General features: G+C 67.0%; 30 protein-coding genes. 4 read left to right on the top strand and 26 right to left on the bottom strand.

Going from position 1 to position 24,817, the window contains the following annotated elements; translation table 11 throughout:
- Nucleotides 1-3: 3 nt before the first annotated feature.
- The 6 genes from ACOYYX_RS24215 to ACOYYX_RS24190 form a co-directional block, all read right to left on the bottom strand.
- On the bottom strand, nucleotides 4-171 hold the full coding sequence (locus ACOYYX_RS24215) for a hypothetical protein (protein WP_422924505.1): 168 nt from the start codon (nucleotides 169-171) through the stop codon (nucleotides 4-6).
- Nucleotides 168-734: a hypothetical protein gene (locus tag ACOYYX_RS24210; protein ID WP_422924504.1), complete on the bottom strand. Its 567-nt coding sequence runs from the start codon at nucleotides 732-734 to the stop codon at nucleotides 168-170. The genes ACOYYX_RS24215 and ACOYYX_RS24210 overlap by 4 nt, the downstream gene beginning before the upstream one ends.
- A gap of 3 nt (nucleotides 735-737) precedes the next feature.
- The gene (locus tag ACOYYX_RS24205) at nucleotides 738-1,160 is read right to left on the bottom strand and encodes a hypothetical protein (protein ID WP_422924502.1); all 423 of its coding nucleotides are present in this window, start codon (nucleotides 1,158-1,160) and stop codon (nucleotides 738-740) included.
- Nucleotides 1,161-1,171: 11 nt separating this feature from the next.
- Nucleotides 1,172-3,079: a hypothetical protein gene (locus ACOYYX_RS24200; RefSeq protein ID WP_422924500.1), complete on the bottom strand. Its 1,908-nt coding sequence runs from the start codon at nucleotides 3,077-3,079 to the stop codon at nucleotides 1,172-1,174.
- Between the two features lie 63 nt (nucleotides 3,080-3,142).
- Nucleotides 3,143-3,607 carry a hypothetical protein gene (locus ACOYYX_RS24195; RefSeq protein WP_422924498.1) on the bottom strand — a complete coding sequence of 155 codons (465 nt, stop codon included), beginning with the start codon at nucleotides 3,605-3,607 and terminating at the stop codon, nucleotides 3,143-3,145.
- A 38-nt stretch (nucleotides 3,608-3,645) separates the two neighbouring features.
- A complete protein-coding gene (locus ACOYYX_RS24190) occupies nucleotides 3,646-4,923 on the bottom strand; it encodes a hypothetical protein (protein ID WP_422924497.1) in 1,278 nt (425 codons plus the stop codon).
- A 90-nt stretch (nucleotides 4,924-5,013) separates the two neighbouring features.
- On the opposite strand from ACOYYX_RS24190, the gene ACOYYX_RS24185 reads away from it, so the two are divergent.
- Nucleotides 5,014-5,316 carry a hypothetical protein gene (locus ACOYYX_RS24185; protein WP_422924495.1) on the top strand — a complete coding sequence of 101 codons (303 nt, stop codon included), beginning with the start codon at nucleotides 5,014-5,016 and terminating at the stop codon, nucleotides 5,314-5,316.
- Nucleotide 5,317: 1 nt separating this feature from the next.
- Here ACOYYX_RS24185 and ACOYYX_RS24180 read toward each other — a convergent pair whose 3' ends face one another.
- From ACOYYX_RS24180 to ACOYYX_RS24090, 19 genes are all read right to left on the bottom strand, one after another.
- The gene (locus ACOYYX_RS24180) at nucleotides 5,318-5,755 is read right to left on the bottom strand and encodes a hypothetical protein (RefSeq protein WP_422924493.1); all 438 of its coding nucleotides are present in this window, start codon (nucleotides 5,753-5,755) and stop codon (nucleotides 5,318-5,320) included.
- Nucleotides 5,752-6,099, bottom strand: coding sequence for a hypothetical protein (locus ACOYYX_RS24175; RefSeq protein ID WP_422924492.1), 348 nt, complete (start codon nucleotides 6,097-6,099; stop codon nucleotides 5,752-5,754). The genes ACOYYX_RS24180 and ACOYYX_RS24175 overlap by 4 nt, the downstream gene beginning before the upstream one ends.
- A gap of 1 nt (nucleotide 6,100) precedes the next feature.
- Nucleotides 6,101-7,096: a hypothetical protein gene (locus ACOYYX_RS24170; protein WP_422924490.1), complete on the bottom strand. Its 996-nt coding sequence runs from the start codon at nucleotides 7,094-7,096 to the stop codon at nucleotides 6,101-6,103.
- A complete protein-coding gene (locus ACOYYX_RS24165; protein WP_422924488.1) occupies nucleotides 7,096-8,055 on the bottom strand; it encodes a hypothetical protein in 960 nt (319 codons plus the stop codon). Before ACOYYX_RS24165 ends, ACOYYX_RS24170 begins: the two co-directional genes overlap by 1 nt.
- Nucleotides 8,056-8,073: 18 nt before the next feature.
- On the bottom strand, nucleotides 8,074-9,720 hold the full coding sequence (locus tag ACOYYX_RS24160) for an SGNH/GDSL hydrolase family protein (RefSeq protein WP_422924486.1): 1,647 nt from the start codon (nucleotides 9,718-9,720) through the stop codon (nucleotides 8,074-8,076).
- Nucleotides 9,721-9,794: 74 nt separating this feature from the next.
- Nucleotides 9,795-10,232 carry a hypothetical protein gene (locus ACOYYX_RS24155; RefSeq protein WP_422924484.1) on the bottom strand — a complete coding sequence of 146 codons (438 nt, stop codon included), beginning with the start codon at nucleotides 10,230-10,232 and terminating at the stop codon, nucleotides 9,795-9,797.
- An 86-nt stretch (nucleotides 10,233-10,318) separates the two neighbouring features.
- Nucleotides 10,319-11,647 (bottom strand): phage major capsid protein, encoded by a 1,329-nt coding sequence (locus tag ACOYYX_RS24150; RefSeq protein ID WP_422924482.1) that lies wholly within the window; start codon nucleotides 11,645-11,647, stop codon nucleotides 10,319-10,321.
- A gap of 132 nt (nucleotides 11,648-11,779) precedes the next feature.
- Nucleotides 11,780-12,496, bottom strand: coding sequence for a hypothetical protein (locus ACOYYX_RS24145; protein WP_422924480.1), 717 nt, complete (start codon nucleotides 12,494-12,496; stop codon nucleotides 11,780-11,782).
- A 67-nt stretch (nucleotides 12,497-12,563) separates the two neighbouring features.
- The gene (locus ACOYYX_RS24140; protein WP_422924478.1) at nucleotides 12,564-12,830 is read right to left on the bottom strand and encodes a hypothetical protein; all 267 of its coding nucleotides are present in this window, start codon (nucleotides 12,828-12,830) and stop codon (nucleotides 12,564-12,566) included.
- 1,722 nt (nucleotides 12,831-14,552) lie between these two features.
- Nucleotides 14,553-16,412 (bottom strand): phage portal protein, encoded by a 1,860-nt coding sequence (locus ACOYYX_RS24135; protein ID WP_422924477.1) that lies wholly within the window; start codon nucleotides 16,410-16,412, stop codon nucleotides 14,553-14,555.
- Nucleotides 16,413-16,451: 39 nt separating this feature from the next.
- Complete coding sequence (locus tag ACOYYX_RS24130) at nucleotides 16,452-16,649, bottom strand: hypothetical protein (protein ID WP_422924475.1); 198 nt, start codon at nucleotides 16,647-16,649, stop codon at nucleotides 16,452-16,454.
- Between the two features lie 414 nt (nucleotides 16,650-17,063).
- Nucleotides 17,064-18,434: a terminase large subunit domain-containing protein gene (locus ACOYYX_RS24125; RefSeq protein WP_422924473.1), complete on the bottom strand. Its 1,371-nt coding sequence runs from the start codon at nucleotides 18,432-18,434 to the stop codon at nucleotides 17,064-17,066.
- Between the two features lie 61 nt (nucleotides 18,435-18,495).
- Nucleotides 18,496-18,897 (bottom strand): hypothetical protein, encoded by a 402-nt coding sequence (locus ACOYYX_RS24120; protein ID WP_422924471.1) that lies wholly within the window; start codon nucleotides 18,895-18,897, stop codon nucleotides 18,496-18,498.
- Between the two features lie 11 nt (nucleotides 18,898-18,908).
- Complete coding sequence (locus ACOYYX_RS24115) at nucleotides 18,909-19,097, bottom strand: hypothetical protein (protein ID WP_422924469.1); 189 nt, start codon at nucleotides 19,095-19,097, stop codon at nucleotides 18,909-18,911.
- A 139-nt stretch (nucleotides 19,098-19,236) separates the two neighbouring features.
- Nucleotides 19,237-19,524 (bottom strand): hypothetical protein, encoded by a 288-nt coding sequence (locus ACOYYX_RS24110; RefSeq protein ID WP_422924467.1) that lies wholly within the window; start codon nucleotides 19,522-19,524, stop codon nucleotides 19,237-19,239.
- A gap of 101 nt (nucleotides 19,525-19,625) precedes the next feature.
- Complete coding sequence (locus ACOYYX_RS24105; RefSeq protein WP_422924465.1) at nucleotides 19,626-19,910, bottom strand: hypothetical protein; 285 nt, start codon at nucleotides 19,908-19,910, stop codon at nucleotides 19,626-19,628.
- Nucleotides 19,911-19,967: 57 nt separating this feature from the next.
- On the bottom strand, nucleotides 19,968-20,156 hold the full coding sequence (locus tag ACOYYX_RS24100; RefSeq protein WP_422924463.1) for a hypothetical protein: 189 nt from the start codon (nucleotides 20,154-20,156) through the stop codon (nucleotides 19,968-19,970).
- A gap of 8 nt (nucleotides 20,157-20,164) precedes the next feature.
- Nucleotides 20,165-20,800, bottom strand: coding sequence for a matrixin family metalloprotease (locus ACOYYX_RS24095; protein ID WP_422924462.1), 636 nt, complete (start codon nucleotides 20,798-20,800; stop codon nucleotides 20,165-20,167).
- Between the two features lie 106 nt (nucleotides 20,801-20,906).
- Nucleotides 20,907-21,101: a hypothetical protein gene (locus ACOYYX_RS24090; RefSeq protein WP_422924460.1), complete on the bottom strand. Its 195-nt coding sequence runs from the start codon at nucleotides 21,099-21,101 to the stop codon at nucleotides 20,907-20,909.
- 1,297 nt (nucleotides 21,102-22,398) lie between these two features.
- Between ACOYYX_RS24090 and ACOYYX_RS24085 the strand changes: the two genes are divergently transcribed.
- The 3 genes from ACOYYX_RS24085 (at nucleotide 22,399) to ACOYYX_RS24075 (ending at nucleotide 23,861) form a co-directional block, all read left to right on the top strand.
- A complete protein-coding gene (locus ACOYYX_RS24085; RefSeq protein WP_422924458.1) occupies nucleotides 22,399-23,196 on the top strand; it encodes a recombinase family protein in 798 nt (265 codons plus the stop codon).
- A 31-nt stretch (nucleotides 23,197-23,227) separates the two neighbouring features.
- On the top strand, nucleotides 23,228-23,380 hold the full coding sequence (locus ACOYYX_RS24080) for a helix-turn-helix domain-containing protein (protein WP_422924456.1): 153 nt from the start codon (nucleotides 23,228-23,230) through the stop codon (nucleotides 23,378-23,380).
- Nucleotides 23,381-23,594: 214 nt separating this feature from the next.
- Entirely contained in the window at nucleotides 23,595-23,861 is a 267-nt protein-coding gene (locus ACOYYX_RS24075) for a hypothetical protein (protein ID WP_422924454.1), read from the top strand.
- 146 nt (nucleotides 23,862-24,007) lie between these two features.
- On the opposite strand, the gene ACOYYX_RS24070 is transcribed toward ACOYYX_RS24075, so the two are convergent.
- Nucleotides 24,008-24,643, bottom strand: coding sequence for a hypothetical protein (locus ACOYYX_RS24070; RefSeq protein WP_422924452.1), 636 nt, complete (start codon nucleotides 24,641-24,643; stop codon nucleotides 24,008-24,010).
- Between the last annotated feature and the right edge of the window lie 174 nt (nucleotides 24,644-24,817).

The raw sequence follows: 24,817 nt of genomic DNA, 5'->3' as shown, positions 1-24,817 counted from the left end.
GGTCTACTCCAGCCACGCCGCGACGGCGCGTTCGCGCTCCTCGAGCATGCGCCGGTACTCCTCGACGTTGGCGAGGGTGCGCCGCCCGGGGGGCTTCTCGGAGATGAGGCAGAGGATCTGCGGGATGGTGAGGGAGAAGACTTGGGCGGGGGCCCATTCCTTGTGCTTCAACGCCGAGTGGATGAACGCCCACCAGTCCCATTGGTCTTTCGGCTTCGCTTCGGACGGTCCTGTTTCCCACTCGGCGTCGGGGCTTTTGGGCGTTCGCTGCCCATGACCATGTCGGCATTCGTCGCCTGATAGACCCGGGCCACGTCGCCGATGGTCATCCTGCGATAGAGGCGGTCGGCGTCCTCGTCCGTGAAGTCCGGGCGGGACTTCCGGATGCTCAGGAGCAGGAGCTGCTTGACCCCCTCGAGCGTGCTCAGCAGCGCGTCCGCGTCGGGCCGGCCGATCAGGTGCTTGCAGTTCGAGGATTGCTCCATCGCGATCCTGAACAGGAACTGCTGCTGGGTCACGTTGTACTCTTCGCGCTTCTCCTTCCCGTCGTCGTCGAGGGTGACGCGGCCGGCGGAGATCTGCTTGTTCACCAGGTCGAACGGGTCGGGGTACTGCCGGTCGACCCACTCCTGCAGCTTGCCGAAGTCGTCGATCGTCAGGGGGTGGAGGTCGAAGACCTCCCCCCCGACCGTGAGGCGCTTGGCCTGGCCCGTGAGGCTCGATAGGTCGTTCATGGCTTAGAGGGTGCCGCCGGGGGTGAAGATGCCGTTGGATTTGAACGAGGCCTTCCAGGTGACCTTGTCGTCGATGGGGACGTCGCACGAGAAGTTCTCGATGTCGAAGAGGCCGCTGCCGAACAGGATTCCCGCATCCAGGCCGAGCTGGACGGGGACCGCGTCGACGTTGGAATAGAGCAGCGCTATGACCTTCTGCGGGACTCGGTTGACGTCGAAGACGCCCTCCACGTCCAGCGTCTGGGCGACCTTGACCGCCTGCTGCGTGGCGTGGATGAGCCTCGACGCCGGGTCGTAATCCGCGCCGTCGGTGGTGTCGGCGAGCGTCTTGTCGACGCTGGGGCTGTACTTCGTCAGATAGACGCGGTCGCCGGCGAGGATGAAGAAACTCGCCTTGCCGGTGAGCTTGCCGTTGGGGTTTGCCATGTCCGCTCCTTTCAATAATCTACGCGAACGACGATATACTTGAACTCAAGCACGTATTCATATTGGGTCGCGGAGCCGGGCCCGATGTCGCCGGCGTCCTCGTCATCCCAGTAGTGGTTCCCGAGCCGGAGGTACTCGAGCACGCCGTCCTGGAACGTGAGCGGCGCATCCTTCAGGGTCTTGGCCACGAGCCGCCCGAGGTCCCGGGCCTGTCGCTTCCCGGCGGCGACGATCCTGATCTGGAACATGCCGTCGCCGTACGAGACGGAGGAGCCGTCGGCGTCCTCGCCCTCGCGCTCGAGGTCTTCGGCGATCTCCTCGTAGACCGCGTAGGGGAGCCCGGGCAGGCCCTCCGCCTGGTCGGCCTGGAACTTGGTCGTCGCCGGCGAGCCGGGGTCGTCGCCGAACGCCGCCGCGACGCCCGGGTAGTTCCGCAGCCATCGCATGGCGGCGGCGGGCATGTCGGGCGGGAGGCCGGCGGCGGTCCAGGGGGTCCGCACCAGGTGCCATCTCGCGGCCGGCGGGAGCCTGCGGAGCGGGGGGCGGACCACGATCGGCCGGGGCGGCTGGGTCGTGACGATCGCCGACTTGATCTGGGGGCGGATCGCGAGCTGGATCGTCGCAGGCCTGCGGAGCCTGGGGGCTGCGACCACGATCGGGGGCCGATGCCGGATCGCCGCGGGCCTCGTCATGCGGACGATCGCCGGCGGGACCGGGGGCCGCTTCGCCCGGGGTGGCCACGCCGCCACGATCGGGGGCTGCACGCGCGAGGGCCGGACGAACGGGGCCTTCACGACCCGGGCCGGCGGGGGCAGGCGTCTCGGTTGCACGGGGCGGAAGACCGTCGGGATCGGCCGGGTGATCGGGAGCGACCCGGTCGACGACAGGATCGACGGCTTCGGCGGCAGCCGGCGAGCTGCGGGCCTGGGGGGGACGATCGGCAACGTCGGCGTGATCGCCCGGAGCTGGGCCGGCGTCCGAAGGCAGGTCGACCGGGGGGGGATCGGGCGTCGGGCCGCGGGCCTGACGATGATCGGCCTCGGAGGCAATGCCGTGGGCTGGGCCCGGCTCATGCCGACGATCGCCGCCGGCGGGTTGCGTCGTCTGGTCGCGTAGCGACAAACCACCGGCTGGAAGATCTTGGGGAACTGAGAGACGGGCGAATGGAGGGCCCTGGTTGCCTTCCTGGCGGGCGTCCGCTGCCGGACCGCCTGGGACACGACCGGGGCCCGCGGGCCCGCGGGGCGGAGCGTGGGGGGCCTCACGACGACGGCGGGCCGGGCCTGCGGCCTCGACGGCTGACGCCGCCCGATGACGGGGCTGTTCGGTTTCGCGGGGGCCCCGAGCTGGCCGGGGGTCCGCAGCACGATCGCCGGCCGGCCGGCCCGGGGCCGCAGCGTGAGCGCGGCGTGGCGGGGCTTCGGCGGGACGATCGGCATGATCTGGGTCGGGGTCCGCAGCACGACCGCCGGCCGGCCGAGCGGCCTGCCTTGCCGGCCTCCGCCCTGGATCGGCGCGGTGCCGACGACGTAGACCTTGGGGATCGGCGGCGGGCGGTAGATCGCGCGGTGGGTGACGACCGGCTTGACGACGAGCCGCTTCCGGATCGGCGGCGTGTGGACCACGATCCGGGAGGGCCGGCCGGTCGCCGTCGGCGTCTGGATGGCGGAGGCCTGCGGCGTGGGCCGGGGCCTCCGGGGCGGAGGGCTGACGACGGGACGCGGGCAGCGCATGTTGGTCGCCGACGTCGGCAGCGGCGTCCTGGTGGCGACGGGCCGGGGCCAGCGCGCACCGAGGACGCGGATCGGTGCCTCGCAGACGACGGGCGTCTGGTAAGGCACCGTCGCGGAGACGACCACGACGACCTGGGTCGACGCGATCTGGATCCGTCGCTTCCGGTTGATGACCTGGATATTCACGGCGGGAGGGCCTGTATAGAACCGTGTATATTTCGCGCCGCTTTCGCCAACGCCGCCCGCCGATTACTCCTCGTACTTGGCGGTCAGGTAAGCGTTCACGCCCTGCGGGCAGCTCACCTTGAAGCCGAGCCGGGTGCCGCCGGGGATCATGATCTCCTGGCCCGGGGGGAAGCTGTACGCGTACAGCCCGCCGAACACGGGGACGGTGTACGACTCGAGGAGGTCGCCGGCGGTGGGCTCCACCGTGTACGTGTTCTGCGAGCTGGCCTGCAGCGTCTCGGACACGCCGCCCGGCTCGTTGATCTTGGTCGGGGCGACGGCCGTGTTGGTCGCCGTGCCGGCCGTGGTCTGCCGGACGATCTGCACGGCGCACGGGGTGTTGGCGCTGTTCGTGCCGTCGAACGAGATCTCGTACCCGATCACCTTCAGCCGCTGATTCGCCGGGGCGACGATCTGCAAGAGGGTCTGGGGGGTTCCGCCGGTGATGGCGACGGGGCCGACCTTGAAGCTGCCGATCAAACCTGCCATGGGAAACACCTTTCTGGACTGGCCAGGAGAAGAGGAAATCAGTCGCGATTCAGGTAGTGGAACGGGGGGATCGGGACGACGGTGATCGCCGTCCTCGAGAGCGGGTCGTGCCGGACGTTCGGAGGGTTGCAGCTCCGTGCGAGGAACGCCGGCGTGGGCAGCCTCCTCGCCGGCCCGCGGGGCACGGAGAGGACGCGAGGGAGCGGGGTGACGATCGGGGCTGCCGGGATGAAGTCGACCAGCACGTACACCGTGCTGATCTGCGTGTCGCCGAAGTCGGAGGTCCGGCAGCGGACCTGCAGCGATGCGAGGTCGCTCGTCGTCCACGCGACGCCGGTCGCCGGGTTCGTGGCGGCGAAGATGCCGAAGGGGGGATAGCTCCCGATCGGGAGCGTCGGGTTCCCTCTCCCGTAAGCGGTCCCGGATATCAGGTAATCGAAATAGACCGTGTTCGTCGCGCCCGACTCGGCGAAGATCACGAGCTTCACCGCGTTGATCGTGCTGCCCGGGGTGATCCCGACGGTCGCCGGGTCCGTAAGCGTGAAGTCCTGGACCCGATTCGGGTTCGTGGCCACGATGGCGGTGGTCGCCCCGTCGGAGGGGACCTCGTCGACGTCGGCGTATGACCCGGTCCACTGGCTGTTCGAGCCGGCCCCCGCGGGCACGAGCACGCAACCCTGGGAGCCGACCGACGCCGGGGCCGTGCCGGTCGACCAGGCGATGTCGTCGAAGAGGACGTCATAGCCCGAGCCGCTCGAGTCGTAGTACTTCCCGAACGCGACCTGGTCGATCGCGCCGATCGCCGTCTGCGCCGAGCTGCTGCCCTGGGACACGCCGTCGAGGGTGAAGTTCCAGGGGGCCGACCCGCTGCTCGAAGTGCTCAGGATGCTCAACTCGACGAGGTGCCAGGCCCCGGTCGTGACCCCGGCGAACTGGTACTGGAAGACCCCGCCGTATTCGAGGGAGAGGTTCGAGGAGCTGTCGATCGAGATCGCCCACACGGGCGTCCCGGAAGCCAGCGTCGTGAAGACCCGCTCCTTCGCCGATGGGAGGGCCGCGACGTAGATCCAGAAACGGAACTTCACCGTGGTCCCGGCCGAGAACGTGGCCTTCACCAGCTCGCACGTCTTCGCCGCCGGGAAGGTGATCGCGTACTGCCCGAGCGTGACGGACGCGACCCCGGAGCCGACCGGGTTCGCGCGGAGGCAGTACGCCCCGGAGTGCGCGCCCGTCGCGCTGGCGGACACCGCCCCCGCCGACGCGTAGCACTCGGCCAGGTCGCCCGTCTCGAAATTCAAGAATCCGTCGATTGCCACGCGGGGGGCCCACCATATAATGCACAGGTGCTATGTGCGTATATTTTTGATGTTCACTTTAGAACATCTTTGGTTTGCATTGGAGATGCCGTGATCCCCGAATGGTCGCGAATCGAGAGGCGAATCCCGCTGCTGTCCGTGCTGCCGATCCTGGCGGCGATCGTGCTCGCGGTGTGGCTGCTCGGCCCGTCGGAGAAGGCGGACCTGAAGCCGGCGGTCGCGAGGATCATCCCGCCCGACCATGACCCTATGTGCCCGTGCTGCAGGGCCCAGGCGCTGGCGCGTCAGCAGATGACCCCGGAGCGTGCGAGGGAGATCGCGAAGGCGGCGGCGGAGTGTGCCGAGCGGCTGCGGTACGAGGGGAACGTCCCCGTGCATCCCTCGAGGAGGTGAGTCAGGGCATGGGCCGGGAGAGGATCCTGCGGATCGTCGACTTCATCTCGTACAGGGTCTTGAGCAGGAAGGGGCGTGGCTTGAGGTTGCCTTTCCTGTTCCCCTTCTCGAGCGCCCGGCCGTAGATCAGGTTCGTGCCGACGCGCCCGGCCAGGTCGACCAGCTCCCACGCGATCGACCCTCGAAGCCGCCCCTTCTGCTTTCGCGGGGGTTCGCCCGGGGCCGACGGCGCGACGTTGTACCTGCGTTGCCCCTTGCGGACGGCCTTCCGCTTGGCGGTCGCCTTCCTCGATTTGGGGGCCAGGCCCGTGCCCGGTACCGAGAGCTTCTCCTTCACGCGGTTCACCAGGGCGATGCACGCGGCCCGGATGTTCTGGCGGACGTGGGCCTTGATCGCCGACTTCGCCGCCTCGCCGTACCACTTCACGTTCCGCATCATCGCACCTCTTGGGCGGTCACCTTCAGGACGAGGCCCGAGCCGATCTGCGGGAGCTGGCCGAAGACGAAAAGGTTGTGGCTCACGCCGGCGGCGTCGACCCACACGACCAGGTCTTTGATCGCGAGCTGGTGATCGTCGAAGAACCACAGGTCGTATTTCGTGACCTGCGTCGTCCGCTTGTTCTGGGTGACCTGCTCGACGCTGATCGGCTGGACCGAGCAGGCGACCCCCTTGGCGATGAGGCTGGAGATGTCGGCGACCGCCCCGGAGTCGGCGTCGAAGTCGGGCCTGTAGCGGTACAGGTCGACGGTCCCCGTGCGGAGGCGTGCGGATGGGCTTCGCATGTCAGGCCCGCCTGTTCATGTATTTGTAGATCTTGCCCATGACCGACCGGGGCATTTCCGACTGTTCGGTGTTCAGCTCGTACGAGTGCCCGCCGATGCGTTCCGACTTGAGGGACTGGTCGTTCTTCAGCGTGGCGAACTGGAACAGGATCTGCTCGATCGCCGCCTGCTGCACGTCCTGGGGGATGACGTCGAAGCCGGCGTCATAGATCAGCCGGAGCCCGTTCCTCTCGCCGCCGACGTCCAGGTCGCCGTACGAGGTCGACAGGTACGGGCCGAAGCGGATCGAATTGAAGGCGTCGGTCCCCTCGTCGACGAATGCGATCTCCCCCTCTTCGGGCTCGAGCGTGAACGGCACCCGGTCGACGTGGATCTTGAGGGTCGCCGGCGAGTCCCGGCCCAGGGCCGGGATCGCGCCCTGCACGGCCCGGAAGTGGCTCGTGCCCCATTGCCCGTAGGACGTGGCTACCGTGGCCGTCCAGCCGTTCCCCAGGGCGTTGATCGCGTCGGCCAGGGCCTGGACAGTGACGTACAGGCCGAAGTCCAGGAAGGCCGAGCTGAGCACTCCCGAGGCCTCGCGCTCGAGGGTCAGGCCGGTCACTCGCGGCGGGAGGTCCGGCAACGTGAACGATCCCTCGGTGGCCAGCTCGATCGTCGCATCTTGGTTCGCCGACGTCTGCGTGTTGCAGACGGACAGGACGGTGGTCGCGTTGGTCGCCAGCTTCAGGATGCGATTGACCGGGAAGTTCCGGGCCAGGATCGAATTGCCCGGCTGGCTCGCCGTGTACAGGCCGTCATAGATCTGACGCTGGAACGTGCGGTTGAGCGTCTTCGAGAACAGCCTGCTCGCGGCGGTGATCTGTGCCGGGAGCTGCGCCACTTCGGCGGGGGAGAGCCCCGCCGAAGCCAGCGCGGCCGTCGCGTACTGCAGGGTCACCAGGTCGATCGGGTCGCCGGTACCGGCGACGACTTGAGGCCCGCCGGCGATGAGTGGCATCAGGGCACCGTGAGGTTGAAGGTGAACATTGCCCGGGAGAGTTTCGCCGACGAGCTGGTCACCGTGGCGACGTAGTCGCCCGGGGAGACGGACACCGACCAGTTCCCCGACGCGTCGGTCTGGGTCTGCGCCACGGCGTTCGCCGTCGAGGGGTTCGACGAGAACGGGAGGGCCGCATAGAACGTCACCCACAGGCCGGCCTGCGGCGTGCCCGCCTGGCTGTAGATGGTGAGGTTCCCGACCCCGTTCGAGTCCTTGCCCAGGAACGTCTGGTCGACCACGCGAGCGGCCGGGGCGAACTGGCCGACCAGGACGGCCCCCTGCGGGGCGATCTCGAATGTCGACGTGTTGTCCGGCGTGGTCGACCAGCTCCGGGTGATCGTGGCGGTCCGGGTGGATCCGGCGTACCCCGAGATGATCTGCGACTGCTGGGCACCCGTGCCGCCGGTCAGCGTGACGAGCTGCCCGACGTACGTCCCGTCCACCGGGCTGGCCCCGGCGTCGAGCACGATCGTCGTGGCCGAGCCCCCCTGCGCCGTGCCGCTGCGGATGACGGACGAGGCGGGCAGGTTGTCCGTCTTCGCCTTCACCGCGGCGATGCCGGCGGCGTTGTCCGCGCTCTGGCTGACGCCGAACGTCTCCTCGTAAACGAGCCCGCTCGTGCTCTCCAGCCACTTGATGCGGCCGGCCCAGCTCGTGTCGAAGTTGGCGATGTTGACGTCGTACGAGCCGGTCGCGGTGACCGCCCCGAACGAGCCCTCGGTGATGCCGGTCCCCGTGATCGGCCCGATCGGGCTCGAGCCGTCGACCAGGACGATCTGATAGCTGACCGTCGAGGCGAGGCCCGAGTAGGCGGACCCCAGGGTGAAGTTGAACGGCCTGGTGACCGTCGCCGCGCCGGCGAGCTGGCCGGCGACCAGGGCGACGAGCAGGAACGCGGAGGTCAGGAAGCGACGCATGGGGGAACGGGCTCCGTGTTAAGCGGCCTTGTCCAGCCGATAGCGGTAAGGTGGCGGGGCGACGGGCCGTTCCGGCATCCGGAACACCAGGCCCTCGTCAGGCCTCCGCGCGGGCATGCGGATCGTGACGCTGGTGGCCATCAGCCAATCGCGGATGGCCTGCGCGATGCGGTCGCCGTAGTAGTAGTGGCCGGTCTTGACGGGATGGATGCGGTCCGTCCAGATATACCGAAACGAGATGTCGTTGCTGTTGTTGAGCTGGCCCTGGTAGGACGTGCCGGTCATCCAGTTGCCGGACGGGTCGTCATAGATCGGGATGTACAGGCTGTTCGAGTCGGCGAATTGGTTGAACGCAGCCTGGACGGCCGCGGCGAGGTCCGCTTGAGTCTGGAGAGGGAACGTCGTCCGGGGCCAAGGGCTCACCACGATGATCGGGGCGATGGGGTTGGCCGCCCGGGCCGCCTGGAAGCAGGTGAGGGCCTTGGCCTGGAGGTCCGGGAGGGCCGTCGCCGTGTTGTCGTTGCCGTTCACGTCGTTCGTGCCCAGGGCGAACACGTACACGTCGTAGGCCTGCGCCGAGAGGTCGGCGATCCGAACGGGGTCGCTCGCGGGGGGCAAGGCGCCGCTGGCCTTGGAATAGCCCGTGCTCCCGAGCGCCATGCAGGTGGGTCGCCAGCCGAGCTTGGCCGCGACGGTCCGCGCCCAGTTCACCGACTGCATGCCGGTGTCCCTTGGCGACCCGGCCGTGTAGCTGTCGCCTACGAACGCGGCGTTGATGACGTCCGTGTCCTTGGGCTTCCAGATCGTGTAGCTCGGGTCGACGGCGATCCGCCGGAGGAAAGCCACGCCGCCGGCCCCGCCGCAGGTCTCGTCCGTCTGCTGGTTGCCCAGCTCGAGCCGGACGCGGCGGACCTTGGACGAGCCGAAGGCGACGGTCACCGAGCCGGGGTTCGACCCACACGGGTTGCCGTTGTTGTACATCGTCGTCGGCGTGGTCGAGACGTACTGCATCGGGCCCCCGTTCTCGGAGACCGCGACCATCACGCCGCCCTCGGCCGTGCGGAAGTAGCCGAACGAGATGTTCGGCGAGTCCGTCATCGTCTCGATGTACCAGCCGTTCTGATTGCCGACGACCCCGCCGACGTTGGAACCCGACGTGGTCGAGACCGACTTGACGTTGATGTAGTTGCCGGCCAACGCGCCGCTGGTGTTGGCGAAGACTACGCCCCCGACGACGATGATCTTGTCCTGGTTCTGCAGGACGCCGCCGTTCGCCAGGTAGTACGAGTTCGTCTGCGAATCGCCCGAGGCCGACGTCACCGTGGGCGGCGACGTCATGGGCAGATTGTCGATGACGTTGTTGTTGGCCGCTCTCGATGCCGCCCGGCGTAGACGGTCCAGGAGCATCCGCTTCGGCGTCAAGCCGTAGTAACGCCCGCCCGGTGTGACACCATCGCCGATTCGCGACAGGTCCGTGTCGCTCTCGACGACGGTGTAATTCTTCCCGATGACGAAGGTCGACGCCTGCGCCTTGGTCTTCGAGATCTCCGGGGGGATCGGAGGTCCGCCGGCCTCCGCCGTGCGCGGGTGCGGCGCGAGCGAGGACATGGCCATGGCGAACCCGGCCACGAGGAACGCGGGCAGGAAGCGGCGGAGCGTCTTCATGGGTCGATCGGCCTCGGTTGGGGGGCGGGACTCGCCGGCGTGTTCGCAGGCACGCCGGCGAGCGAGGGGGAGGTTTAGTTGGCGACCAGGGTTTGCGTCGCGGCGACGTTGCTGTAGTCCGACGCCGGCGAGTACCGCGGGCTCCCGCCCAGGGCGAGGACGCTCCCCTGGCTCGCGCCCGTGCCGATCGTGAGAACGCCCTTGAGCCAAGGGCCCTGGCCGACGCTCATGAGCGCCGTCTCGGAGACCTCGACGATGAGCAGGTTGGTCGCCCCGGTCGTGACCTGGGTGACCGTGGTGCCGCTCACGTCGGCGTAGGTGCCGCCCTGGGTGGCCGACGCCTGGACCTTGAAGTCGACGGTCCCGCCGAGCGCGCCGCACTCGACGAAGAAGATCACGCGCCGCATGAGCTGGGTGTTGAACGGGCCGACGGTCTTCGTGCCGACCGTCTGGCTGGCGGGAGCGAGCCAGCCCATGACGGCCAGGCCCTCGCTCATATTCTCATTGAACATGGGTCGATCCCCTTGCGGGATGGGAGTGGTTCGTGGGAAGGGTCGGGGCCGGACGGGTCCGGCCCCTCACGCGGCTGACGGGTCGATTACTGCAGGGCGATGAACGCGCTGACCTGGTTCGACTGGGAACCGTCGGCGAGGTAGATCGGGCCGCGCTGCCAGGGCTGGCCGTCGTTGCGGATCTTGAGCCGGATCGCCAGCTCGTCCTGGTCGAAGCGGAAGTGCTCGCTCAGGCTGATCTCGAGCCCGCTCCGCTTGCCGTGCAGGTACTTCGAGCTGTCGATCAGCATCAGGTCCCCCGTGCTGCCGGGGGCCGGGGCCTTCTCGCTGAACTCGAGCGGGATGCCGAGCAGCGAGCCGCCCGGGGCCTGCGCGATCGGGCCATCCTTCGAGGCGGGCCAGTTGGGCAGGAAGATGAACCGCCCGCTGGGATCCTGCAGCTGCATGATGTCGCTGAAGACGTACGGGTGGGCGATCCAGCGCAGGTTCTTCGCGCTCGGCATCGCCTTCACGCGCATCGAGAACACGTCCTGATACTTGACGCGACCGGACGTGTTCCGGGTGACCATGAGGGTCGCCGGCGAGTTGAGCATCCCGAGGAACTGGCCGGCCCCGTTGCCGAACAGGCCTTCCCAGTCGATCCGCCAGCCGATGGCGTCGCCGCCCAGCTTGGGGATCATCGAGTCGAGCGCGGCCGTCGAGTCCTGGATCAGGTCCCGGCTCAGCTCGAAGTACGCGGTCAGGTCGGTAGGGACGAGGCGGACCTTCTTCGACTTCGGCTCGCTCGACGTCCGCTGGGCCGTCTCGCCCTTGCGGTAGACCTTCACGCCGCCGTACATCGCCGACTGACCGGCGACCGGGGCCTGGTACTGGTCGAGCGCGGCCCACTCCGTCTCGCGGGCGGAGAGGGGGACCTCGGTCGCGCCGCGGAGGTACACCATGTCCTCGCCGGCGACCTGCAGGATCTGGTTCTCGTACACGACCGGGGTCGTGTAGCCGAAGCTCCCGCCGCTGCCCTCGGTCATCACGCGCTTGACTTCATAGACCTTCGTCAGCCGCTCGCTGGCCGACTGCATGGTGTCCATGTCGCCGGAGCGGCTGAGGATGACCTGCCTGGTGAAGTCGCCGATGCCCTTGGTGCGGTCGGCTTCCTGCTCGCCCGGGGTGATGATGTTGGGGCGACGATCGGCGAGCGACCTGGTCACCTCTTGCATCGCATCGGCGGTGCCCGTGACGAACTTGGCCAGCTCGGCGCGGAAGGTCTCGACCGCCCGCTGGACGATGGCGGTATCGGGGCCGTCCTTGCCGTCGACCGCGAGGTCCGCGGCGATGTACGATCGGGCGACGCTCTCTTCGACGTCGAGGTATTTGCCGGCCTTGTGCTCGGCAACGTCTTTGGTCAGTTGAATCCACATTTGAGGAATCCCGTGGTTTGATTGGAGGGAACCGGCGAACCACGAGCGGTGAACTTCCAGGCGCGTAGCGCTGCCGTCCTCGCAGGAGGCTCCACGCATGCGTCCCTAGCTACTCGTCTCGGGGGTAGGAGCTCAGATGTCTCCGCGAGCGAGGTCGCGGGCGTCTTGGAGGGCTTCGCGGATCATGGGGCCGGCGGCGTTCATCGCACGCCGGACCGCGGCTTCGGTGACGTCTTCCAGCGTGCGGCCCCGCAGCGGGGGCAGGACTGGAGTCTTCGGGGTCAGCGGGGGCAGCACGGCCTTCCGCTCGTCGGGCAGCCAGAGCCCGCGAGAGACGGCCAGGGCGAGGGCGTCGGGGTTGCCGCCGATCCCGACGGCGGAGTACTCGACCAGCTCGAGGGTCCGATAGATGCACTTGCACTCGGCCAGCTCGGGCCGCTTCTTGATCTCCTCGATCGTCGGCGGGCCGCACGTCTTCGGGTCGGCCAGGCCGTCGATGCTGAAGCCCCTCAGCGTCTCGTCCTGGTACATGCTGAAGAGTTGATCGGCGAATTCGTCCTGTCGGAAGATGGACTTGGCGATGATCGACTTCGTGCCACGGTCGACCTTCAGCCAGGCACACCGGGCGACGGGCAGCTTGCCCCTTCGCGGATCCTTGCCGTGCTCCCACAGGACGAGGCGGGACTTGTCGAAGTTGGCCGTCTTCACGCCGAAGGGGTCGATGACGGTCTTGAACCGATCGACCGCGTTCGTGTTGATGACGGCGACCACCGAGCGCTCGCCCGGCTTCACGTCGTCGATCTTGGCCGTGTAGGCCCGCGAGATGTGGGGGTCGAAGGGTTGGTCCATGATGCAACGGTCCCGGCGACGGCCAGCGGCGTCGTAGCGAGGTTCGGGGGATGGTCCGGGGAGGGGCTTAGTAGACGGTGCCCGGGGGAGGCCCGGGGAGCTTCGCGTGGTGGGCCGTGCCGCCGCACCTGCGGGCCAGCTCGTTCAGGATCGAAGGGCCGTAGGGCCCGAGCGAGGGGGATCGGTCCCGGGTGTCGACCAGGGCGGCGTGCATCTTGAGCAGGTCGGCAACCCACTCCTCGCCGTGGAATGTCCACGTCCCGTCGACCGAGAAGTCGGCGATCGCGACGTCGCCGTCGAGGTTCAGGGTCACCGTGCCAAGGCTGATCGTCACCTTAAACTCCCGTCGAGGATCCCCAGGATGAACTTGCAGAACTCCGGGTCTTTGGTCGCGAAGGTGAGCGGGTCATTATAGAGCTTCTCCATGCCCATCGAAATGATCTCGGTGGCATGCGAGTAGTGCTTGCCCACGTAGTAGGCTTCCACCCCGGGGCCCCAGGCCTGGTCGAAGCGATCCTTGCGGCCGGTCTCGGCGGCGTCGTAGCCGAGACCCGGGAACAGCTTGTCGAGGCCGGCGAGTGGCTCCTTCCCGACGCGATGGCGGAGGAATTCGAAGGCCACGGATTTGGCGTGCCGGTCTTCGATGATGTGCCCCATCTCGTGCAGGATGACCTTCTCCTCGCACCCCTTCTTGATCGCGATCTTCCCGGCCGACGCGTAGCTGCGCTGCTCGTTCGTCGGGGCGATCTGCCCGATCTCGATGGCCTCGCCCGGGCCGCGTCCCGGGCCGCGGGCGTAGACCCCGCCCAGCCAATTGCTGATGTGATTGACGCCGTCGGCGTTGTCCTTGTCGAGGCCGACCACGCGATGTCCGCCGACCCTCCCGGCCGGGGGCGTGCTGAAACTGACCCCGTCCTTGACCTTCAGGATGTCGTGCAGCTTCGAGGCCGTCCGGCGTTCGAAGGCCTTGACGTCCGCCTTGGCGGCGTCCAGGGCCAGCTGTCGCTGGTCGAACTCCGCCTTCAGGATGAGCATGTTCCGGCGTTCGTCCGGGTCGGTCGGCACCCCGCCGTTCCGCTTGAGGATGGCCTCGAACTTGCTCAGCGTGCCGGACATCTGATTGTCGAGGTCCCTGACCCTGGCCTCGAGCCTCCGACTTTCCTCCGCGTGGCCCGCCAACTGATCGGTGATCGCCTTGAGCTTCGCATCGCCTTCCTTGTACCCCTTGATCCGATCGGCGATCGGCTTGCCCGGCATGATCGGGGTGCCGGGCGGGTGGGTCGGCTTCGGCGGAGGCGGCGGAGGCAGGACCGTCTGAGGCGGGATCACGGGCACGGGCTTCGGAGGCGGAGGCGGAGGCGGAGCCACGGGCTTCGGGGCCGGCGGAACGGGAGGCGGAGGCGGAGGCGGCGGTAACACGATCGGCGGCGGCGGCTTCGGGGCCGGGGGAGGCGGAGGCGGTAACACCGGCGGTTTGACCACGGGCGGCGGTACCGGCGGCTTCGGGGGCCGGGGCTTCGGCTTCGGCGTCGTGCTGTCGTCCGGCCCCATAGGGCCCGGCTTGAACGTGTCGGGTACCGGCGGGCCTTCCTCCTCGAGCAGCTTCTTGTACTCGTGGGTCAGCTCGTATGTGATCGAGCACTGGCAATGCGGGTGGAGCGGCGGATTGGGCGTCGTGGAGTACGCCGGGTTGCCCCCCTCCCGGTGGTCGAAGGCGGCGTCCAGGTCCAGGACGCGATCGTTGCCGGCGACCCCGTGGCACCGCATGCAGGCGTCGGAGCTGAGGAGCCAACGCTTGCCGGCGACGACCCCCGATTCCTTCGCGGACATGAGGCTCGCAGCGTGGACCGCCCGAGACGTCTCGGTCTCGGCGATCATCCTCGCCTTCCAGTCCTCGAGCCCGCCGAACACGGACTTCACCCGGGCCGTCAGCTTGCCGTACGCCTCCCCCTCGTCGACGATGCCGGCGACGAGCTGGGCCCGCAGGTCGGCGAGGGCCCGGTCCAGCGTCTGGTTCGTCGAGGCGTTGGTCGAGGCGCAGAACGCGAAGGCGGCTTCATTGATCGCCTTCTTCGTGTTCGGGTCCGTCACCCTCCACTCGTCCGGATCCAGCCCCAGGTTCGCCCGGGTCGTCTTCCCCGCCTCGTCCCAGTAGAGTGACAAAAGCGGGGTCATCGCTTCCGTCATCCGACCGTCGTACGTCGACAGGTCCGGCAGCTTCTCCGGGATCGGCTCCCCCTGCGGGATCGACCCCAGGATCTCCTTGCCCTGAAGCTGGAACCACTCCTGCAGGGTCCGCCGCATCGGCTCCCCAGCCGGAAGCCCGAACGTGTTGTCCTCGTGCTGGCTCGTCCCGTCGTCCGACGGCTGGGACCGCAGGATAGTGAGCCCAAGGGTCGCCACCGCGATCCCCAGCTCCAGCACTCCGCTCGAGCTGCTCGAGGACGCGACCGAGCCGGCTGTAGAGCGACCGCTTGGCTTCCCCTTCATCGTCGTCCTCGTCATCTTCCTGGTCGTCGTCCTGCTGCCCGGGCTTGGCCTGGCCGAGCTGCTTGGCCGCCGCCTCCGCGTTGGCCTGGGCCTGCTCGCGTTGCTGCGCGGCGATGGAAGGCTGAGTGAGCGTGCTGGGCAACCAGGGCTCGTATCCCCAGGGCACGGGGTCCAGACCGTCTTCGGCCAGGACGTCGTTGATGACCATCGAGCCGTTCTTCAACTTCATGTCGAAGATCGTCGCCCGCTTCTCCTCGTCCCGGATGACCGCGTTGTCGAACGCGAAGAACATGCGGGGGTTGACGGGGGCGGCGAGGGAGTGGGTCAGGTCTTCGCCGATCAGGCAGCATCGGGGCTCGATCGCGTAGTACTGGTGCTGGTGCGTCCCCTCGCTCGCGACCGCCCGGTTCGAGTCCTCCGACTGCAGGAGCGAGATGGGCACGTCGAAGCAGTTGGCGATCTGCAGCCGCATGTTCTTCGTGATCTCGAGCGTCCCCAGGTCGATCGGGGAGCCGTTCAGCGAGCTCAGCTCGAACTGGCCGTCGGTCACCCAGATGCGGCCCTGGCCGGCCCGGGCGAACTGGTGGTTGATGTCGGTCTCGAGCCGGCGACGCTCGGGCTCGCCCGGCTTGAAGATGGGATCCTTCGGGCTCAGGATCGCGGCCGGCTTGGCCCCGTTCTTGAGGATCGACTCGCACGAAGCGACGTAGTAATCGCCCAGCCCCACCTGCTCGAAGCAAGCGTGAAGCGGAGGATACCCCGACGTGTAGGGGTCTCGCAGCGACAGGTCCCGGATGCGGACCAGCTCGTCGAATCGGTACCGGTCGGTGAAGTACGAATACCCGTCGATGACGTTCGCGCCGGTCCCCTTGATCGGCAGGACGTACTGGCTCTGCAGGGGCCAGAGCTCGGTGGCGGCGTACGACGGGTCGACCCGAGTCGGGTAGATGTACGTCATCCCGATGACGTCGAGGCTGACGAACAGGAACAGCTTGAACAGGTGCCCGGAGAAGTACGGGTTCGGCCGGTTGAGGGTCTCGAGCAGCTGGTGCTCCATGACCTCCTCGACCGTGTCGTCCGCACCGAGGTTCCGGCTGACGTACTCCAGGCCCGGGTCGAACCGCAGTCGCCGCTCCATCGAGCGGGAGATGGACCGGACCGCGCGGCGTGGCCGGCGATCCTTCGGGCCCGTCTTCACGAACAGCCGCAGCGGCACGCGGGCCCCGCCCGTCGAGTTGAGCCGTATGCAGGCATACGCCACGGACTTGTACGCGTCGATCAGCTCCAGGGAGAGCGGGGGCCGCTTGGTGTGGTTCACGTCGAGCCACGCCGGCCCGCCCGAGTACCCGCCCATCGCCCCCATGCCGACGCCTGTAGGCGCAGCGCGACCCAAGCCGTCCTCAATGGCGGCTAGGAACTTGTACACCTCAGCATGTTCCGTGTCGCGGATGCCCAAGGTTCAATCTCACGGCTTGGGAGTGGCGTTGACGCGGACGTTCTGGACGGCCGCCATGACGATGTCTTCGTGGATGAACACGGTCTGGCCTGCGCCGTTCTTCGCGACGATCTCCGACCCGTTGTGCTTGAAGTCGGACAGCTCCGGGTAGAGATCGGGGGCCGCTTCGAGGAGCAATTCGGCCTTGGATTTCTTGGGTTCGGGCATGGGTGCCTTTCGAGAGGTGGAGGACGTCGGGCCCTCTCGGTCTTACCCGATGCGGGTCAAGAGCGATCGGGCCCGTGGGCCTTGGGCCCGACAGGTGGCGGCGGGGGCGAACGGGCCCTCGCCTCGGTCCGGGGACGCGGTGAGTCGCTACTTACTTTCAGGCCGGGATCGGCGGGAGGTCGGCGGTCATCTTCTCGCGGGGCGGGCCCGCTTCCGGGCGGTTGTACCGCTGGACTTCGATCCACTGGCCGTTCACCCTCCGCCTCGTCACTGCTACCGGGCCCCGAGACGAGGCAAGGGGTATGGCACCCAGCGTGAGGGCGGAGATGAGCATTCCCATCCGCGTCGACGACGACGACCGGCGTGTAGAGGCCTGGGCATGGGTGGGTTGCGAGTGATCCGGCGACATACAAGTCAACCTCCGAAGAAGAAATCGTTTTCAGGGTCGAGCCACTCGGCGAGTCGTCTCTCGCGCTCGGCGGCTTCCTCCCGCTCCCGCTCCTGGGTCCGCTGCAGCTCGAGTGCGAGGCGTTCGCGCTCCTGGGCTCGCTTGCCGCCCTGCAGGGCGACGCGGTCGCGTTCGCGTTCCAAGGCCTGCTTGCCGCCGGGGTCGATCGAGCGGCCACGGTCGTGCCCGACGATCAGGTACCGCAGGGCGGCGAGGGCGTGGTTGTCCTTGTCGATCGGCTTCCCGGTCTTCGGGTCGTAGCGGTACTTTCCCGCCTCTTCGATCGTGTTGCCGCAGGTTCCGAGAACCTTGAGCCGGCCGGTCCGGATGCGCTCCGTGACCATGCCGATGCCGTTCTCGAGGGAGTTCTGGCCGAGATGCACGCAGGGCACGACGTCGTGTCCTGCGGCACGCACCTCGGCGATCTGGTCCGCCCCGGCCGGGTCGCCCCACCAGCGGCCCGGGATCCGAGGCATCGCCTTCGAGTGCTCCCCCAGCGTGACCTTGCTGCCGTACCGCTCGCCCCAGATCCACAGCACGTCGTCGCCGTCGAAGACGCCGTTCAGGGCGGCGAAGGGGTTGTTGAAACCCCAGTCGATGCCGCCGCTCTGCTCGCCGTCCAGGCCGCTCGGCCAGTCCTCCGGCTCGACGACGCACGAGCCGAACTCGGGGTACACCAGGCCGTCGTTGACGACGTCCCAATCGCCGTGGAGCAACCGGGCCTGCTCGACGGGCGACTGGGCCTGAAGGTTCCCCAGGTAATCGGGGTCTTTCCGCATCAGGTCGACGTTGTCGTACAGGGTCGCACGGACGAACGTCACCGACTTCGGGACAACGCCCGGGTACTGCTGCTCGAGCTCCTGGCGGGTGCGGGCCCAGTGGTACAGGCCGTCCTTGCGGACGAGCCAACGGATCTCGCCGCTCGCGGCCGGGTCCGGGAACTTGCGATCGACCCACGGGGCACACAGCCGCTTGACCCAGCTCGAGCCGTCCGCGTTGCAGGTGCCCCGGATGTAGGGCCGGACGCCGCACGTCGATCGGTTGCGGCTGGCCAGGTACCAGAACTGCGACTCGCTGAAGTGGGTCAGCTCGTCGAAGCAGATCAGCGGGATCTGCGACCCCTGCCAGGCGTACTTCGTCGCCTCGTGCTGAAGGTGGTGGAAGCTGACGCGAGCGCCAGAAGGGAACACCCACTGCAGGTCGCCGATCCGGGGCACGCCGCCGATCAGCGGGTAGATCTTGCCCGCCTCGTCCCAGAGCCCGCCCTCGTTCGTGATCTGCGGCGAGACGCGCCGGAACACGACCGCCCCAAACTCGGGGTTGTCGATGTGACGCACGCACTCGATCAGCTCCGCCCATGTCTTCCCGCCGCCGGCCGACCCGCCGTATATGGCGATGTCAGCCGCCGAGCTGAGGAAGGTCTCTTGGGGGATCGAGTTGGGCCGGATCGTCTTTACTGCGGTCGTCTCGGCCATTGGAGGGGATGTAGATCTGGACGGCGAGCGGCTTGCCGTCCGTGGTCAGGTCCGTCTGCACCTTGTCGCCGTAGACCTCGCGTCGGTGTGACTTGAGCAGGAAGATCGCCAGCGTGTCGCTGCCCGCCTTCGCGCGTTTGTAGCACTCGCCGACCAGGTCGTCGACCGACGTGGCGAGTGCGTCATCCCAAGCCTGGCGGAACTCGGGGTCGGACTTGCGGAGGTCGTACGCGGTCTTCCGGGTGATGAGCGCGACGCGGCACGCCTCGCTCACGTTGGGCGTGCTCTCGAGCGAAGCCAGGAAGTCCGTGGTCCATTCACGCATTTTTCAGGCGCTTACTTGTATAGCTGTTCGAGCACGTTCGAGAAGAATCCGCCCCAGTAGAGGAGCCCGATGAAGATCGCGTACCGGCCGATGCTCGGCCTGACGTTGACCTTGCCGGCCTCGAACGACTTGCCGTGGATGCCGGCCAATGCTCCCACCCGGAGTGCCAGCAAGACGAGCAACACGAGCTGCGGTAGCATCAATCACCCCTACTAGCTTAGAAGTAGAACCAAGATTTCTCGAACGGTCTCGAACACCGCCCCGCAGACCATGCCGCTGACGATGGGGGAGTACCAGTTCGAGGCCCGGTCACGAGAGCTCGGCATCATGCCCTCCTTCTCAGGACTGAGCGGCCGTTGCAATCTCTTCGAGGAGCTTCGACACGAAGGCCTTGAACTCCTTCAGCTTCGCGTACTCGGCGTACGGGAGGATGACAGCGACCGGAGGCCCGGGGACGTAACCGTCATAGCGCCGGCCCGAATGCACGAGCACCGTGCGATCATCGAACGTGACGCGATCGAGGATCTCCGCCGGCTTCTCTCGCAGGTCGCAGGTGCCGTAGCGGAGGGGCTTTTTTGAATCCTCGGTCGGAGCGGCACAGGCTGAGTTTTGCGTGCTGTTCGCCATGGGTTCCAATTCGTTAAGTAACGGGAGGGGATGCAAAACACAATCGTTGCGGAGCACTTCCGGCATGCTGTCAATCCACTCGAAAACATCAAATACGCCCATCAACCTTTCCCCGCGTTCTCGGTGTACTGCTGGAACCAGCCGGGTGGCTTGCCATCGGATTCGACCATCTTGTGGAACCAGGCCGGTGGCTTCAGCTCGGCCTCGCGGATGCGGAGCCGCTTGCGTTCGTTGAGGACCCCGTAGAGGCTGGCCAGGGCGGCGAGCAATGGGGGAACGACGGACCAGCTCGGGCCATACTGCTGGAGCAGGTTGAAGGCAGTCCAAAGGGAGACACCGCCGACGGTGGCGAACGATCCTGTGACGTGGTGCGAGGTCGCTTCCATTGCGACGGCCTCCCTTCGGAGAGTGGTAGTACCAGGCGGTAGTACTATGGTGGCGGGTTACTTCGACGCGGCTGCCTGGGTCGCGACGTGGCCGATGCCGACGACCGCGGCGGCACCCATCACGGACTGCCAAGCCTCGGTGAAGTTGTGTTGGTTGATGGCTTGATAGGCGGCGAGCCCGAGCAGCCCTACGGCGGGCAGGTACGTGGCGGCCTTGGGGGCGAGAGACGCGATGATCGATAGCATGGTTCCCTCTACTGCGAAGCGGGGGTGATGCTGACGTCGTACGTGACGCCAGCTTGCACGGGGAGTCCGGAGATGGTCAGGCTGATGACCCCGGTGTTCGCGGCGGTGAACGACGCGGTGCTAACGACCGGCGTCGTCTGGGGCAACGGGAGGCCGTAGCGTGACACCAGCTCGGCGATGTCGCCGGCCTGCGGCTTGGTGATCCTCGCGTCGAGGATCGGGGCCATCAGGTTGCCGGTACCGAGGTGCCCCAGCCCCAGGATGTGGCCCAGCTCGTGGCACATCATCGCGACCATCAGGTCGTCGCTCAGCTGCTCGGCCTGGTCGAAGGTCTGGTTCAACACGCCGGCGTAGCTCGAGCTGTTCGGCAGCTGCGAGAGGGCGAGCACGTTCCAGGGCCCGTCGATCATGCCGCTGACGGCGACGATGTTGGCCTGCGCCGACGAAGCAACCTCGGTGAACCTGACCCCGCAGACAGCCTCGAGTTGCGAGGCTGCCTTGCGGTAGTTGAATGCGATTCGGCTTGAATCAACGCCCGGATACACGATGTTGAGGAAGTACGAGAGTGAGGCATTGCCCCATTTCGCTTCGCTGGCCGAAAGGGCCAAAGTGTCGGGTTGATTGCAGCGAATGCATCCGTCCATGGTCAGTCTCCCCAGGGTTCGACGTTTCGATACAGCAGCACAAATGCATAGATCACGAGCGCGATCCACGGATACGGGCACATGACCAGGGCGTACGCGTGCCGCCTCATCGCCGGTATCCCAGCGACTTGAGGACGGCGAGCGTCTCCGACAAGGTCGGGAATCGCTTGCCGGTCCGAGCCTGGTAATCCGCCATCGCGGCGATGAACTCGCGTTCGTCGTCCTCATATGCCCGGTCCGTGTTGCACGGGTGGGGTACGAGGGCCCGGTCCGGCCTGGGGCGGGCCGACTTGGCGGTCATGATGAGCGCTCCGCAATTACTGCCTCTGAAAGGCAGGCTGCATGAAGCGCTCGGTTTTTAGGGATGTGAATGCGTCTAATTCAATGACGGCTTGGGACTTCGGGAAATCTTTTTGCGCTCGGTTTTTCGGGGCACTGGCGCACCCATGTCTTTCAGGAGTTCCTGGACACGCGAGGGCGATAGGCCCGAGATATCGGCAATCGACCGGACCGATAGGCCGGCCTTACGAAACGTGAGCAACCTCTCGTTGCGGCGATCTCGTCGCATCTGACCCGTCGTCATCGGCGGATACCTGTGAATGTTTGGCGGCGAAGTGTTCGTCCCAACCCCAACGCCCGCAGGATAGGCAGATCTCGCTGGTCGTCAGCGGACGATTCGGGCAGCACTCGCGTCGTTGCGATTCGGGCCGGGGCCTGCAGCCCCGCCCGCAATGCTGGCATCGAATCTTAAGCACCTTCCTCCGGCCGTTACCTTTGCTGCAGTGGGCGCACGTTCGCGCCGGTCGCTCCTCGCGTTTCGCCCGGGCTTCCGCCCAGGGGGAGACGCGTGCATACTGGATTGTAGGACGCGGGACGTCCTGCGGTCGGAGTGCAAGGCCCCTCTGTTCCCGTCGCCGGCGACGTTGCTCGGTGCGGATCTCGTCCAGCTCGTTCTGCTCGGCCTGGTCGGCCGGGCCCGGTCGCTGATCGACTGCGTTGTCGATGATCGATCCTTCCTTGCCTTCCTTCGGTCGCCGGCGACACTTCGGGTTCGGGGTCGAACTCGTTTCAACCCATCTGAATGCGTCCCCCCCGCCGGCTTCGGCGAGCGATAGCCCGAGGCGGTCGGAGCCCCAGGCCGAGAACGTGACGATCGGGCCCGCCGCACTATTCAACCAGATATCAAGATACTCTTCCGATTCCAGGGCCTTCAACTCATCCATGATTATACACACGTCAACGCCGATCGCCGCCGCCAGCTCCGCGGGGGATTGCCACGGGGCGCGAGAGTCGACCAGCGCGCGGAACACGGGTGTGTCGTCGAGGGTGCGAATCATGGTGGAAGTCCCCAGGACCGGGGCAATGCGTGCAGGCGTCCTATCCTACCTAATGTATCATGGGGATGTGAATGCAGTGTACGCCAATGCACCGAAATTAGGGGCCGAATCCGTACGGCACCGTTCGGTGGTGGACAGCTTGCCCGCCGATGTTTATGGTCGGGCCCGATTTCGTGCGCACTTGCGCACGTCCCGAGCGCAGAATAGGACGTCCAATCTTGCGCACGGTTCTCCAGGATCCAGCGTCCGGGAAGGGATCTCATGATCGAATGCTCGATAGCGGGACGCGTCTCCACGAACCACCAGAAGGAGAGCGGGGCCGGCGAGGCGGCACAACTCGATGCATGCATGCGACACGCCGAGAAGAACGGGTGGAAGGTCGTCGGGACGTTCTTCGAAGACGAGGGTGTGTCGGGCGGGATGGGGCTCGACCGACGCCCCAAGCTCATCGAGGCGATCTCCAGCCTGAAGGCCGGCGGCGTGCTCCTGGTCGCCAAACGCGACCGCCTGGCACGCGACCCCCTGGTCATGGCGATGATCGAGGCGGTGTGCAAGAAGAAGAAGGTCCGCATCGTCTCCGCCGCCGGCGAGGGTACCGAGGAGGACGGGCCGGCCGACGTCCTCATGCGGCGGATCGTCGACGCGTTCGCCGAGTACGAGAAGGCGCTGGCGTCGGTGCGCACGAAGCAGGCGCATGCTTCCAAGCGGGCCCGCGGCCGTTGCGTGGGCCAGGCCCCCTACGGCTGGGATCCCAACGAGGCCGGCCCCATGAACGAGAAAGGCCGGCCCCTCTTCGTGCGCAAGAACCCCGAAGAACAAGCCATCCTCGAGCGGATCGAGACCTGGCGGGCGGAAGGATGGTCGCTCCGGAAGATCGCGACCGAATTGAATGTCCTAAATATTCCTACGAAGCGCGGCCGCAGTGGCGAGCGCTGGTCGGGTCGATGGACCCATAGCTCGGTCGACTCGATCATCCGATCCGCCGACCACTGGAGAGCCCATGTCAGCCAAGGTCAGGAAACCCAAGCCCAAGCAACCACGGCAAGCGTCGGTCAGTGAACAGGTCCGCGCGGCGATCGAGGCCAGCGGGTTGAGCGGGTACGCGCTCGGCCAGCTCGCCGGCGTCAGCCGCTCGGTCGTCTGCGACTTCGTCGAGGGCGAGAGGAGTCTCACGCTCGACACCATCGACAAGCTGGCCCCCCACCTGGGGCTCAAGCTCAGCTATCCGGCTAGGCGGAACTAAGAATTCCGAAATTCCGGAATCTCAGCCGCCGCCGGGAACGGGGAGGTAGTCCGAACGTAGTAGGGCCCGGATGGACTCAGTCCCTTAGTCGGACGACCTGCCGAGATTCTCTCGACGAACACCCCAGCATAGAAGTCGATAAGTTCAGAAGTGAGTTGGGGATGCAACTTGACGTTTGGCCTCAAAGTAAGTCACCCAGGAGAGGATGAGGAAAATGAACGATCTCGAAAACGTACTTAATCAGATAGTGCAAGAGGAAAGTCGCGTGACATTTGCACTGATCAAAAGATGGTGCGGGCTATATCCGGAATTTCTGGAATCGCTGGCCAGGTTCTTCGCCATGGCGGCGGTCAATAAAGAGATGCCATCGACCGGGGACTTCGCTCGCGTAGAACAGCTAACCTTGCAGATCATTCAATTCATGAGAGATAGCTCGCCCGACAATCTCGACAATCGCCCGATCCCGCCGAACCCGGGCTAGCGGGATCCGGCGGGACATCTCACGGGTTGATTATTCCACGGCGAGTACGAGGGGCGAACAAAAGCAAAAACCCGGCCCGGGGGTCAGAACCCCGGGCCACCTAGCTCGCAATCGAGAAACTGAGAAGCGTCGCCAAACCCCACCACTCACCGGTTGCCGAAGATCCCCAGCTTGAGCCGGGGGGCACTGGTCTGCGGGGTCGCATAGACTGCGGCTGGCTGGACCTTCACCGGGGCCGCGACGACTGCGGCGGCCGGCTGCTGCACAACGTACTGCACCTGCTGCACGGCCGGGGCGATCGCCACCACAGCCTGGGTCGTCGCGACCTGCGGCCGGGGGATGTAGATGCGATCCTGACCGAGCAGGCTGATCGCATCGCCGGCCCGGCCGATGGCCCGGCGGAACAGGCCCGGGTGATGCACCTTCGCGGTGACCGTCGTCGCGGCCGGGGTCGGGTCGGCGGCGGGTGCCGCCGCGACCGGAGTCGCCGCCACGGTCGGGGTCACCTGCAGGGTGATCGTCTGGGGCTGGGGGGCGACGGGCTCGGCCACCGCCTGGACCTTGAGCTGGACCGGCTGGGGGGCAACCGGCTGCTGGGGGGTCACCTTGAGCGTCACGGTCTGCTCGACCGGCTTCGCGACGAGGGGCAAGGCAGGCGGCGGCGGCGCCGCGGTATCGGCCTCGGTCGGGGCTTGCGGGCTCGGCGTCGGGGGGGACTGCGCCGATGCGGCCGGGGCCACGACCCCGAGAGCCAAGAGGACGTTGAGGACGACTGCGCGCACGGGACACCTCACTGTTCAAACAAGCCCTGGTGGGTGGGGGTACACCTTTCATCGGACCGGGGATCCCGGAGGTTTAACCGTTCGCGCAAATCCGACAAATCGACAACCCTTACCACCACGGCGCATGGAAAAGCCGGCCCCTCCGAGGGGCCGGCTTTCCGAGGATATCCCGCA

The sequence above is a fragment of the Singulisphaera chitinilytica genome (assembly GCF_049331405.1).
Classification (GTDB): Bacteria; Planctomycetota; Planctomycetia; order Isosphaerales; family Isosphaeraceae; genus PoT.
This window is presented reverse-complemented; position numbering and strand designations above follow the sequence as displayed.